Origin of the sequence: Actinophytocola sp., assembly GCF_036555685.1 — a bacterium.
Lineage (GTDB): Bacteria > Actinomycetota > Actinomycetes > Mycobacteriales > Pseudonocardiaceae > Actinophytocola.
The window spans coordinates 19,692-31,418 of record NZ_DATBKY010000062.1; the positions used below are offsets into that span (position 1 = coordinate 19,692).

Sequence of the window (11,727 nt, forward strand, 5' to 3'; positions counted from 1 at the left end):
GTCCGGTTTCTGAGCGCGTAGGGTGACTGATGCGTTCGACTCGGCTACAGTTGACTCGAAGAGAAAACCAACCGGGCGGTTTCTATTGACAAACCGGGCGGTCGGTTTTGTAACCTTGAGGAGCGGCCGAGCCGTTGTCGATCAAACCGGTTGACAGTCGGTCGCGACGAAAGGCCTCAGGAGAACGAAGTGGACATTGACGTTTTAGGGCCCCTAGTCGCCCGCGAAAGTGGTACGTCGGTGGTCCCAACCGCCGCCAAGCCCCGCAAGGTGCTGGCGATGCTCGCCGTGCACGCCGACCAGGTCGTGCCGATGGCGTCGCTGTTCGAGGAGCTGTGGGGGGAGGACATCCCGCGCAGCGCCAACACGACGGTGCAGACCTACATCCTGCACCTGCGCAACCTGATCGGTGCGGCGCTCGAGGCGTCGCCCGCCGAGGGGCCGAAGGACCCCAAGCGCGTGCTCGTCACCTACCCGGGCGGGTACCTGCTCGACACGATGGGCGGCCGGGTCGATGTCCAAGAGTTCGACCGGCTGGCCTCGCTCGGCCACCGTGCGCGGGAAATGGGCGACTTCGAGGCCGCGTCGCGCCACTTCACCGAGGCGCTGTCGATCTGGCGGGGTCGCGCGCTCGTCGACGTGCAGACCGGACCGTTGCTCGAGGTCGAGGCGCACCGGCTGGAGGAGGCCCGGCTGAACGTGCTGGACCGGCGCATCGACGCCGACCTGCGGCTGGGCCGCCACCACGAGCTGCTCGGCGAGCTGGCGGGCCTCGTCGGCCGCTACCGCACGCACGAGGGCCTGCACGCGCACCTGATGCTGGCGCTCTACCGCTCCGGCCGCCGCGGCGAGGCGATCGACGTGTACCGCCGCATGCGGACCGGCCTGGTGAACGAGCTGGGGCTGGAGCCGTCGCCGAGCCTGCGCCGGCTGCAGCACGCGATCCTCATGTCGGACCGGCGGCTCGCGGACGTGGGCAACGAGGCCACGGCCGCGCTGGACCGGGCAGGCTGAGGCACGTGGCACCGATCGACCTGACACGAGTAGGGCAGCGGCGACGCGCCCTACTCGTGCGTGTGAGCCCGGCGCTCACCGGTTGAGCGGCACCCGTTCCGGGGACGTGTCGTCGTGACGAAACAATCGAGAGCCGAGAACACGCGGCTGCATCTGGTGCGGTCGGCCGCGGAGCTGTTCGACCGCAACGGTTTCTCCGGTGCGACGCTCGACGACGTCAGCCGTGCCGCCGGCGTCACGAAGGGCGCGTTCTACTTCCACTTCTCCTCCAAGGACGAGCTCGCGGGCGCCATCCAGGCGGAGGCCTGCACGATGCTGCGCGCGGCGGTGTACCGCTCGCTCGAGGAGGCCGCCGCGGTACTGCAGGCGCTCGTCGACCTGACCCACGAGCTGGCGCACTGGCTGGAGACCGAGTCCGTGGTGCGCGCGAGCCTGCGCACGGCACGCGAGTGCGGGCATCGTGGCGCGCCGTTCCTGGACTTCTACCTCGACCTGCTGTCGGCCGTGGAGACGCTGCTGGGCAGCGCCGCGGAGGCGGGCGAGGTCGCGGACTGCGTGCCGGTGGAGCACGCCAGCACGCTGGTGCTGACGATCTGCGCGGGCACGGACATGCTGTGGTGGTCGGGCATCCGCCACGGCGACATCCGGCGGAACGTGCGGGAGATGTGGGAGCTGATCCTGCCGGGCCTGGTGGGCAGCGCGGACGTGGGCGGCCTCGATCCGTCGGGCCCCGCCCGCCTCGGCCCTTAGCGCGTCGAGGTCCTGGTCCACGGCAGCGACGTCAGGCCGGTCACCGGGGCTGGGGCCGGGCCGGACACGTCGTCCAGGCGGGCCAGAACCTCGTCGGGTAATCGGAGGGTGAAGCCGGCCAGGCTCTGCTCGTACTGGGCGAGCGTGCGCGGCCCGATGACGACCGCCGCGACGCCCGGCCGGTGGCGGACCCACGCGATCGCCACGGCGGCGGGTGAGGTGCCCAGCTCGGCCGCGACCTTGCCTACCTCCGCCGCGATCCGCAGGTTCCGGTCGGTCAGCTGCTTCTCCACCCACGCCGCGATCGTCGGCGTCGCGCCGGCCATCAGCTGGCCGAACCGGGTGTCCGGGTCCGGCGCGAGCCCCGAGCGGTAGCGGCCCGCGAGGATGCCGCCGCCCAGCGGGCTCCACCCCACCACGCCGACGGCGTGCCGCACGCACGCCGGCAGGATCTCCGCCTCGATGTCCCGTCGCAGCAACGAGTACTGCGCCTGCAGGCTGATCATCGGCACGCCCGAGACCCGCGCGGCCGCCCACTGCGCCTCGACGATCTGGCTCGCGGTGAAGTTCGAACAGCCGATGTAGCGCACCTTGCCCGCGTGCACGAACCCGGCGAGGGTCTCCATCGTCTCGTCGATCGGAGTGTCCGGGTCCCACTTGTGGCACTGGTACAGGTCGACGTGGTCGGTCCCGAGCCGGCGCAGGCTCGCGTTCAGCGCCTGGGTCAGGTGCACCCGGGACAGGCCGCGGTCGTTGGGCCCCTCGCCCTGCGGCTGATACACCTTCGTCGCGATCACGACGGCATCGCGCCGGCCGCGGACCGCGCGGCCGACGATCTCCTCGGACTGGCCGTTGTTGTAGTTGTCGGCGGTGTCGATGAAGTTGTGCCCGGCGTCGAGGAAGGCGTCGATGATCGGCCTGGCCGCGTCCTCGGCGATGCCGAAACCCCAGGCTGTGCCGAAGTTCGCGGTGCCAAGACAGGCTCGCGAGATCTTCAGCCCCGACTGCCCCAACGTCGCGAAGTCCACGCTGCGCTCCTCGACGTGCCGCGAGTGCCTTGACGTACATACCGGTCGGAATGGATCGTCCAAGCAGCACCGTAGGAAGCCGGAAATCCCGCTGTCAACCGCCTACGCCACGGAGGAACCGATGCGCGACACACCAGCGGCCGATCGGATCAAGTTCCTCCGCGGCCTGCGGGTCATCCGGCGGTTTCGTCCGGATCCGGTGCCCCAGGAGGTGGTCGACGACGTGCTCGAGGTGGCCCGGTGGACCGGCAGCTCGGCCAACCGCCAGCCGTGGGAGCTGATCCTCGTGCGCGACCGCGAGCGCATGGACGCGCTGTCCCGAATCGGCGACTCGCCGGGCCTGGTGCCGCTCGCCGACGCCGCGCTCGTCCTCGTCCCGGTGCTGACGCGGGAGAACGCCGAGCTCGACGCCGGCCGGCTGCTCGAGCGGATCATGCTGGCCGCCGCCGCGCACGGGGTCGGCGCGAGCGTGGCCGGGTTCGGCTCGGCGATCCCGGAGGCGAAGGAGCTCCTGCGCGTGCCCGACCGGCACGGCCTGCGGGTCGCGGTCGCGCTCGGCTACCCGGCGGACGAGCGAGCTCGGCTGGTGAGTGTCGAGCGCGACGTCGACACCCGGCTGCCGTTGGGCAATCTGCCAGTCGGGCGCAAGCCGCTCTCTCGCTTAGTGCACTTCGAGCGATACGGCTCGGGCCCGGCTACGGAGCCGGGCCCGACTGTGTCCTGAGCCGTTCTCGAGTGGTCCTCGAGCCGATCACGCGGTCGCGATGATTTCTTCCTCTTCCCACTGCGCGGTGCCGGCCGGCTGGAACCGGGACACCCGGCGCGGCGGCACGAGGCCGGGCAGCGCGATCTTCCACTGGATCGTGATCCGCTCGTGGAGGTCGGCCATGCCGGTGAACACCTCGGACTGGGACTGCAGGCCGATGAACGTCGCGGACACCCAGTCGGCCACGATCGCCGGGTCCCATTCCTTGCGGAGGTCGCCGCGCTCCTGGGCCTTCTGCAGGACCTCGGCGAGGATGCCGATCCACCGCTCGTAGACCTCGGGCGTCGGGCGGGAGAAGTTCGCCTCGAGCACGAGCCGGTTGCTCGCGCGGACCCGGACGTTGTGCCGGATGTTGTGGGCGAACGCGTGGCTGATGTCGATGACCGTCTGCAGGCTGACGTCCTCGAAGTCCACGTGCGGCAGGTCCGCCTTCCACTGCTCCTCGATGAGCGCCATCGCGAGCTCTTCCTTCGAGGAGAAATGGAAGTAGAGAGCACCCTTCGTGACCCCGGCCTTGGTCAGGATCTCGGACAGGCTCGCACCTGCGAAGCCGCGCTCGTTGAACACCGCGGCAGCTGAGTCGAGGATCGCGTTCCGAGTTCGCTCGGCCCGGTCCTGGCGTGCCAAAACCCGCACCTCCCTGTGATGGTCGCGGACTTCACGATGCCACGAGCGGGACATCCGATGGTCGTGCACGTCTGGAGACGTTCAGCAGTGCTCGATCTCCGGTCCAGCGTAGCTCAAGAAGGTCGTGGTCGCCTCTCGAAAAAAAACCGGGTGGTAGGTATGGTTCGTGTGTGGTTCACACCACAGCTTTCCGAGGAGCGAAGTGGCGCCGTCCGCGGCCCGACTCGGACGGGCCCACGGCGCGCCGCTTAGTGATCAACACCGGAATCGAGGCGCCGACGCCCAAGACCTTCATGAGAGGTTTTGACATGACCACGATGATCAACCCCGACCAAGGCTTATCCGTCCGGCAGGACACCGCGGAGCGGCTGTTCCAACAGCCCGTCCCACCGCGCCTGGTCCGCCGCACGCACCAGTCGGACGTTTTCGTCACCAACCTGCGGGTGACCGGGGTCGACAGGTTCGAGGTGAGTGCACGACTGCCCGCCGCGCATTCCTTCTACGGGCCCGTCCGGCCGGGGCTGCACGACCCGCTGCTGCTGCTCGAGGCCGTCCGCGAGTCGATCCTGCTGGTCGGTCACTTCGCGTACGAGATCCCGCGCGAGTTCAAGTGGATCACCCACACCAAGCAGTTCCACTTCGACCCGGCCGGCCTGCTCAACGACGGTGACGCGCCGGTCGAAGTGACGATCCTGCTGTCCCACCACGACATCAAGCGGCGCGGCCGCCGGCCGGCCGCGATGCGCACCGAGGTCGAGTGCTACCGCGCCGGCGTGCGCATCGGGACGGCCGAGTACGACTGGAGCGTCGTCTCCGGGCCCGCGTACAAGAAGCTGCGCGGCCGCTACGTCGACGCCGAGCCGGCCATGCCGCAGGACGCGGCCGCGGTGGCGCCCGGGCAGGTCGGCCGCATGGACGAGATCGACGTGTTGCTCGCCGAGTGGCCGGACGGACCGGGCTGGCAGGTCCGCGTCGACCCCGCGCACCCGGTGATCTACGACCACACGGTCGACCACGTGCCGGGCAACGCCGTCGCCGAGATCGTCCGCCAGGCCGCGCTGCTCGCGACCGGCCGGCCGGACGCGCTGCCCGCCGGCGGCGACTTCAGCTTCCTGCACTACCTCGAGTTCGACTCGCCCTGCGTCGTGTCCGCCAAGCCGGTCGGCACGGACTCCGAGGGCCGGATCGGCGTCAGGTTCCTGGTCGAGCAGAACGACCGCCGGTCCGTCGAGGGCGTTCTCCAGCTCCAGTTCTGTTGATGCACAGCATTTTCCCTGCCCCAAGCACCCCGCCCGATCCGTCGCGGGAGGGACGACCTCCCTCCCGCTGCGGATCGGCCGGAACCGCTCGGCGGACCGATTGCCCCCGCCCGCCCGGGATCCGACAATCGAATCGGACCGGGGGAACGGAGGTCGGTCATGACTCACCACGACGAGGAGCTCGGGTTTCCGGGCAACCGTGAGATCGTCGAGCGTGCCCTTCGCGAGTCGACCACCCAGGAGCTCCACCTCGCTGCGGAGACCGGCCCTCGCAACCGGACGCTCGCCGAGCGGGCCGCGGACGTCGTGCGCGGCTTCGAGCGCCGGCCCGCCGACGCCCGTCCCGAGCCGCCCGCGGTCCGCGACTTCTCCGTGCCGGCCGAGTCGTACGCGACCGCGCCGGCACAGCCGTACCTGGCCGCACCGCCCGAGCTCGACGCGATCCTCGCCGAGCAACACGTGTCCTAGCGCGCCCCCCGCGCCGCCCGGCCTAGTTCCGTGGCGCCGGCAGCCGTAACGACGCCAGCAACGCCTCCTGCCGGCTCGCCAGCGTATCCATCCGCCGCTGCAGCTCCGCGAGCTCCCGGCTCAGCTCCGCCGACTCGTGCGCGACGTCGTCCGCGGCCACCGGTCCCGGCTCGTTCGTCATGATCGACCGCATCCGCGCGCGCAGCGCCGGGCCCGGCTCGACACCGAGGTCGGCCAGCAGCCGCCGGCGCGCCCGGTCGTACACGGCGAGCGCGTCGGACCGCCGGCCGCTGCGGTCCAGCGCCACCATCAGCTGATCGTGGAACCGCTCGCGCAGCGGGTATGCGGCCGACGTCGTCTCCAGCTCGCCGATCACCTCGTGGTGCCGGCCCGCGCGCAGGCTCGCGGCGAACAGCGTCTCCAGCGCGGTCAGCCGGTGCTCGTCGAGGGCCGCGGCCTCCGCCGCGCAGACGTCGCCGAGCGCGCAGCCCTCCAGTGCCGGCCCCCGCCACAGCGCGAGGGCGGTGCGCAGCAGCGGGATCGCCCGGGCGGGCTCGCCGGCCGCGATGGTCCGCGCCGCGGCCGCCTGCTCGGCGAACCGCGTCGCGTCGCACTCCCCGGCCCGGAGCGTGAGCGCGTAGCCGGGCGGGCGGGTGACGATCCGGTCCGGCTCGCCGCACGCGGCCTCGATCGACCGGCGCAGCCTGCGCATCTGGGCCTGCAGCGCGTTCGCGGCGTTCGCCGGTGGGTGCTCGCCCCACAGCTCGGTGATGAGCCGGCCGGCCGACACCGTGCGGCCGGCGCGCACGACCAGGGTCGCGAGCAGCGCCCGCCGCTTGACACCGGTGATCTCGACCGGCGCGCCGCGGTCGTCCTGGACCTCCAGCGGCCCGAGGATGTGCAGTCGCATCACCGGGGCTCGGAGGTCACCAGGCCGGACTCGAACGCGTAGATCACCGCGTGGATCCGGTTGCGCAGGCTCAGCTTGCCCAGCAGGTTCTGCATGTGGGACTTGACGGTGTGCTCGGACACCGTGAGCTCCTCGGCGATCTCCGCGTTGGACATGCCGCGCGCGACCAGCGCGAGCACGTCGCACTCCCGCTCGCTCAGCCCGTCGCGGATCGCCGCGCGGCGGCCGCGGTCCGGGTCGGCCAGCTGTACCAGCGTGCCCGGTGCGGCCGGCTCGTCCACCGGGCGCAGCGCGAAGCCGGCGGCCGCGATCCGCACCGCCGCGACGACCTCCTCCGGTGTCGCCCACGCGGGCAGCGAGCCGCAGACCTCCGGGCTCGGCAGCGCCTCGCCGTCGCGCATGCCGATGCCGAGCACCCGTACCGCGCGGTCCGAGCGGCGGACCGCGGCCAGCACCGGCGTGGCGTCCGCGGCCCGCAACCCGTGCAGCAGCAGGACGTCCGGGTGGCGCGAGGCCAGCGTCGCGAGCACGCCCGGGCCGTTGGCGAGCTCGCCGACGACGACCATGCCCGGCTCGCCGCCGAGCGCGGCCAGCACGCCCCGGCGGGCCAGCACGTCGTCGCCGACCACGAGCACGCGGATGCCGTCCGGCTCACCGTGGTCGAGGTCCTCGGGCAGTCGCAGGTAGCCCATCGGGTCGTCGTCGAGCCACCCGCCGGGCCGGGGCAGGACGCGCACGGCGTGCCCGGAGACCGCGCGCAGGGTGGGTTGGCCGGCACGGTTCAGCCACGTCGCATCGGTCCAGTGGTCCATGGTCTCGCCTCGCCTCACCTCTCGTGCCGGAGCGCAGGCGTCCGGCACCGTTCACGCTAGGGCGAGCCGACACGCAGGGGTTCTTTCGTTGAGCGGTCTTCTACTCGCGGCATATGCACGGTCGAGGGTCGCGACCTGTGCTTTTGCTGATCAGTAGTGCTGCGCCGAGCGGTCCACCCGGCCGGGGGTCGGTTTGACGACGGGGCAAGCGTCGCTCACGATCATGAACAATTTCCCAAGGCTTTCTTGAAACGGAGATCAGCTTGCGCGCGCGCTTCCTCGGCAAGGACCCGCTGTCCCAGGAGGGCCAGTCCCCGACGCTGTTCGTCACCGACCGCGCCGACCGGCGCACCTTCATCGCCCAGGGCTGGATCGTGACCGATGCGCAGACGCTCGCCGATGTCGGCCCGGTGCCGAACGGCGAGGCCGTCATCGAGATCCCCGAGGACGTGCTGCGGATGTACACCCGCGCACATGCCGAGGAATGCCGCTGATCGCTGCCGCACGGGGCCATTCAGGGGAGCGTCCGCGCGATTTTGCGAGAAATTTCTCTGCTTGGCCGGGCTTGCCCGCTATCGTGGCAGGTACAGCGCGCTGTCGCCGGACACGCGCCGGTCGACGGGACGTGTCGTGCCACCGATCCGAACCAGCGGCGTCTCCAGCCTCCACGAGGCGCGGCTGGCGCTGGGCAAACGGCTCCGTGAGCTGCGCCGGACGGCCGGGCTGAGCGGGCGTGCGCTCGCGGAGGCGCTGAACTGGCCGCCGTCCAAGGTGTCCAAGCTGGAGAACGGCCGGCAGTCGCCGACCGACCGGGACATCCGCGCCTGGGCGAAGGCCACGGGCGGGGACCACGAGGCCGAGCCGCTGCTCGCCGCGCTGCACACGCTCGAGGTGCAGAACATCGAATGGCAGCGGCAGCTGCGCGGCGGGCTGCGCGCGCACCAGAACGAGCTCGCCGCGCTCGACCGGGCGACCCGGCTGTTCCGCGCGTTCGAGTGCACCTACGTGCCCGGCCTGCTGCAGACCGCCGAGTACGCGCGGGCCCGCTTCGCGCAGAGCGTCGGCGTGCTCAAGGTGCGCGGCGACGTCGACGAGGCGGTCCAGGCCCGGCTGCACCGGCAGGAAATCCTGTACCGGCGGGACAAGCGTTTCCACTTCGTGCTCGCCGAACCCGCGCTGCGGTACCGGCTCTGCGCGCCCGAGGTGATGCTCGGCCAGCTCGACCGGCTCATCTCGCTGTCCGCGCTGCCGAACGTCAAGTTCGGCATCATCGGGTTCCGGGCCGCGTACGCGGTGGCTCCCGCGCACGGCTTCTGGCTGCTCGACGAGGAACGGGTGATGGTGGAGACGTACTCCGCGGAGCTCAACCTGGCCGGCCCGCAGGAAATCGAGCTCTACCGGTCCGTCTTCGACTCGATGGCGGCGGCCGCGAGCTACGGGCGGCAGGCACGGGAGATCATCAAGCGGGTGATCGACGACATCTCCGCGGAAACACTGCCCGACGAACAATGAACGGGCGAGCTTCACCACGATCCGGCGATCCGGAGAAATGCTGAGAAACTCCCGGTCGGCGGTCCTGACGTGCGCACCTGACCCGGGCGTTGACGCGCCGGCTGGTCCGCGACCGGCTCCGCCCACCGCGCCGAGTCACCCGGTGACGAGCGCCAGCGCGAACCCGTCGTAGCCCTTGCTGCCCACGGTCTGCACCATCGTGGCGTCGACCCGCGGCTCGGTGGCGAGCAGCTCGGCGAGCGCGCGGGTGCCGAGCACCGACGGGTCGGTGCTGTCCGGGTTCGCGACCTGCCCGCCACGCACCACGTTGTCGACGACGATCACGCTGCCCGGGCGGCTAAGCCGCAGGGCGTGGCGGAAGTACTCGGGGTTGTTGGGCTTGTCGGCGTCGATGAACACGACGTCGAACGGCCCGGCGAGGCCCGGCAGCGTGTCGAGCGCGGCGCCCACCCGCACGTCGACGCGGTCGGCGAGCCCGGCACGCGCGAGGTTGGCGCGCGCCACCTCGGCGTGCTTCGGGTCGTACTCGAGCGTGACCAGCTCGCCGTCCGCCGGCAGCGCGCGAGCGAGCCAGATCGTGCTGTAGCCGCCGAGCGTGCCGATCTCCAGGATGCGGCGGGCGCCCCGGGTCCGGGCGATCAGGTGCAAGAGCTTGCCCTGGGTCGGGGCCACCGCGATCTGCGGCAGCCCGGCCGCGTCGCTGGCCTCGAGCGCGGCGTCGAGCGCCGCGTCCTCGCCGACGAGCAAGCCGGAGAAGTACCCGTCGACCGCGTCCCACTGCTCCTGTGTCATGTGCCCATTCCTACCTGGACCGTCCGTTCGGCGCACATGAGGGCCAACTGGGCGAAAGCGCTAGGAGGCGGGCTCCAGCACGAAGACCGGGATCTCGCGGTCGGTGCGCTTCTGGTAGTCGGCGTAGTCCGGGTAGGCCTTGACGGCGGTGTCCCACCACCGGGCCTTCTCGTCGCCGGTCACCTCGCGGGCGACCATGTCCTGCTTGACCGGACCGTCCTGCAGCTCGACGCGCGGGTCGGCCTTGAGGTTGTAGTACCAGACCGGGTGCTTCGGCGCGCCGCCGAGCGAGGCGACGACCGCGTACTTCCCGTCGTCCTCGACCCGCATGAGCGGGGTCTTGCGGATCTTGCCCGTCTTCGCCCCGCGCGAGGTCAGCACGATCACCGGCATGCCGCGCATCGTGTTGCCGCGTTCGCCGTTCGAGCTCTCGAACTCCTCGACCTGCTTGCGCGACCACTCGGCCGAGCTCGGTTCGTAGTCTCCCTGTAGTGGCATGTCAGTGGTCAACGCCCGGCGACGGTGAGGTGTTCCCCGACCGCCGTCCGATCCGGTCGCGGGCCCACTCACCGGCGGTGACGTCAGGCGGCGACGCGCACGTAGTCGACGGTCAACGTGCCGGGAACGGTCGTCGAAGACCACCGCCCGCGTGTCGGCCGGCCCCTCGTCGGTCGACGTGTCGGCGATGGCGGCCGCCGGCGCCACGGTAGCGGTGGGCTCTCCGTTTCGTGCAGGAGCTGAACGTTGTTGCGCGCCAACAAAAGGATGATCGGTCTAGACCATTCTCACAACCTACGATCGGCGGGTCGTGCGCTCGCCTCGGTTCGCCGGGCGGGCCTTGGTGATGTCCTCGACCACCGCGCAGGTGGAGTCCACCGGGTCCAGGGCGTTCGCGTGCGCGGCGAGGCGGGCCAGCAGCGACTTCAGCGTCCGGCGGTCCTTGGCCGGCAGGCCGGACAGGATGTGGGCCTCCGCGTGCGCGAGGCGCTCCTCGAGCGCGCACAGCAGTGCGCGGCCCGGCTCGGTGGCCACGATCCGGCGGGTGCGGCGGTCGGCCGGATCCGGCTTGCGGGCCACGAGCTCCGCGCGCTCCATGTCGTCCAGCAGGTAGGTCAGCACGGTCCGGTCGATGCCCAGCTGCGCGCCCAGCGCGGACTGCGACGGCGCCTCCTCGCGCGCCGCCGCGGTCAGGATCTGGTAGCCGCGGTGCCCGCCCGGCACGCCGTCCATCACCGCGTTGCTCGCCTTCACGTACGCGCGGAAGACGACGCCGAGCGTCCAGCCGAGGTCGCCGTCGAGTGCCGTCATGCCGCTATGATACGCGGCACAGCAGAACGTCTGTCGGACAGAATATCTCGTGGCATACTGACCTCATGCCCGACTACGGTCACCCGCTGGAGTTCGGCGTCTTCCTGCCCCCGCAGGCGGACGCGGTCGAAGACACGCTCACCCTCGCCCGCCTCGCCGACGCGGTCGGCCTCGACCTCGTCAGCGTCCAGGACCACCCGTACCAGGCCGCGTTCCTCGACACCTGGACCCTGCTGTCGGCCATCGCGGCGAGCACGACCTCGGTCCGCGTCTTCCCCAACGTCGCCAACCTGCCGCTGCGCCCGCCCGCGGTCCTCGCCCGCAGTGCCGCCACCCTCGACATCCTCTCCGGCGGCCGCGCGGAGCTCGGTCTCGGCGCCGGCTCGTTCTGGGACGCGATCGCCGGGATGGGCGGGCCGCGGCGGACGCCGGGCGAGTCGGTGCGCGCGCTCGAGGAGGCCATCGGCGTCATCCGTGCACT

At 71.4% G+C, this 11,727-nt stretch carries 15 protein-coding genes; 8 read left to right on the top strand and 7 right to left on the bottom strand.

The genetic code is table 11. From position 1 onward, the window contains the following. Positions 1–240: 240 nt before the first annotated feature. Both VH969_RS06870 and VH969_RS06875 read left to right on the top strand, forming a co-directional pair. Positions 241–1,014, top strand: coding sequence for an AfsR/SARP family transcriptional regulator (locus tag VH969_RS06870; protein WP_331972140.1), 774 nt, complete (start codon positions 241–243; stop codon positions 1,012–1,014). 114 nt (positions 1,015–1,128) lie between these two features. Then, on the top strand, positions 1,129–1,764 hold the full coding sequence (locus VH969_RS06875; RefSeq protein ID WP_331972143.1) for a ScbR family autoregulator-binding transcription factor: 636 nt from the start codon (positions 1,129–1,131) through the stop codon (positions 1,762–1,764). Here VH969_RS06875 and VH969_RS06880 read toward each other — a convergent pair. Then, entirely contained in the window at positions 1,761–2,792 is a 1,032-nt protein-coding gene (locus tag VH969_RS06880; protein ID WP_331972146.1) for an aldo/keto reductase, read from the bottom strand. The two genes, VH969_RS06875 and VH969_RS06880, sit on opposite strands and share 4 nt — an antisense overlap. A gap of 121 nt (positions 2,793–2,913) precedes the next feature. On the opposite strand from VH969_RS06880, the gene VH969_RS06885 reads away from it, so the two are divergent. Beyond that, on the top strand, positions 2,914–3,516 hold the full coding sequence (locus VH969_RS06885) for a nitroreductase family protein (protein WP_331972149.1): 603 nt from the start codon (positions 2,914–2,916) through the stop codon (positions 3,514–3,516). 27 nt (positions 3,517–3,543) lie between these two features. Here VH969_RS06885 and VH969_RS06890 read toward each other — a convergent pair whose 3' ends face one another. Then, positions 3,544–4,185, bottom strand: coding sequence for a ScbR family autoregulator-binding transcription factor (locus tag VH969_RS06890; RefSeq protein ID WP_331972152.1), 642 nt, complete (start codon positions 4,183–4,185; stop codon positions 3,544–3,546). 308 nt (positions 4,186–4,493) lie between these two features. Here VH969_RS06890 and VH969_RS06895 point away from each other — a divergent pair, with 308 nt between their 5' ends. Together VH969_RS06895 and VH969_RS06900 are read left to right on the top strand one after the other, a co-directional pair. Then, a complete protein-coding gene (locus VH969_RS06895) occupies positions 4,494–5,444 on the top strand; it encodes a ScbA/BarX family gamma-butyrolactone biosynthesis protein (protein WP_331972156.1) in 951 nt (316 codons plus the stop codon). 159 nt (positions 5,445–5,603) lie between these two features. Continuing rightward, a complete protein-coding gene (locus VH969_RS06900; RefSeq protein WP_331972159.1) occupies positions 5,604–5,912 on the top strand; it encodes a hypothetical protein in 309 nt (102 codons plus the stop codon). Positions 5,913–5,934: 22 nt separating this feature from the next. Here VH969_RS06900 and VH969_RS06905 read toward each other — a convergent pair whose 3' ends face one another. Continuing rightward, the gene (locus VH969_RS06905; protein WP_331972162.1) at positions 5,935–6,822 is read right to left on the bottom strand and encodes an AfsR/SARP family transcriptional regulator; all 888 of its coding nucleotides are present in this window, start codon (positions 6,820–6,822) and stop codon (positions 5,935–5,937) included. Further along, entirely contained in the window at positions 6,822–7,634 is an 813-nt protein-coding gene (locus tag VH969_RS06910) for a response regulator transcription factor (RefSeq protein ID WP_331972165.1), read from the bottom strand. Before VH969_RS06910 ends, VH969_RS06905 begins: the two co-directional genes overlap by 1 nt. Positions 7,635–7,897: 263 nt before the next feature. On the opposite strand from VH969_RS06910, the gene VH969_RS06915 reads away from it, so the two are divergent. Both VH969_RS06915 and VH969_RS06920 read left to right on the top strand, forming a co-directional pair. Next, entirely contained in the window at positions 7,898–8,128 is a 231-nt protein-coding gene (locus VH969_RS06915) for a hypothetical protein (RefSeq protein ID WP_331972168.1), read from the top strand. A 136-nt stretch (positions 8,129–8,264) separates the two neighbouring features. After that, the gene (locus tag VH969_RS06920) at positions 8,265–9,146 is read left to right on the top strand and encodes a helix-turn-helix domain-containing protein (protein ID WP_331972171.1); all 882 of its coding nucleotides are present in this window, start codon (positions 8,265–8,267) and stop codon (positions 9,144–9,146) included. Between the two features lie 135 nt (positions 9,147–9,281). Here the strand turns inward: VH969_RS06920 and VH969_RS06925 are convergent, their stop codons facing one another. From VH969_RS06925 to VH969_RS06935, 3 genes are all read right to left on the bottom strand, one after another. Beyond that, a complete protein-coding gene (locus tag VH969_RS06925) occupies positions 9,282–9,938 on the bottom strand; it encodes an O-methyltransferase (protein WP_331972174.1) in 657 nt (218 codons plus the stop codon). A gap of 60 nt (positions 9,939–9,998) precedes the next feature. Beyond that, entirely contained in the window at positions 9,999–10,436 is a 438-nt protein-coding gene (locus VH969_RS06930; RefSeq protein ID WP_331972177.1) for a nitroreductase family deazaflavin-dependent oxidoreductase, read from the bottom strand. A 294-nt stretch (positions 10,437–10,730) separates the two neighbouring features. After that, entirely contained in the window at positions 10,731–11,246 is a 516-nt protein-coding gene (locus tag VH969_RS06935; RefSeq protein ID WP_331972180.1) for a MarR family winged helix-turn-helix transcriptional regulator, read from the bottom strand. Positions 11,247–11,311: 65 nt separating this feature from the next. Between VH969_RS06935 and VH969_RS06940 the strand changes: the two genes are divergently transcribed. Next, positions 11,312–11,727 (top strand): LLM class flavin-dependent oxidoreductase (locus VH969_RS06940; RefSeq protein ID WP_331972183.1); only part of this gene is annotated, 416 nt, incomplete at its 3' end.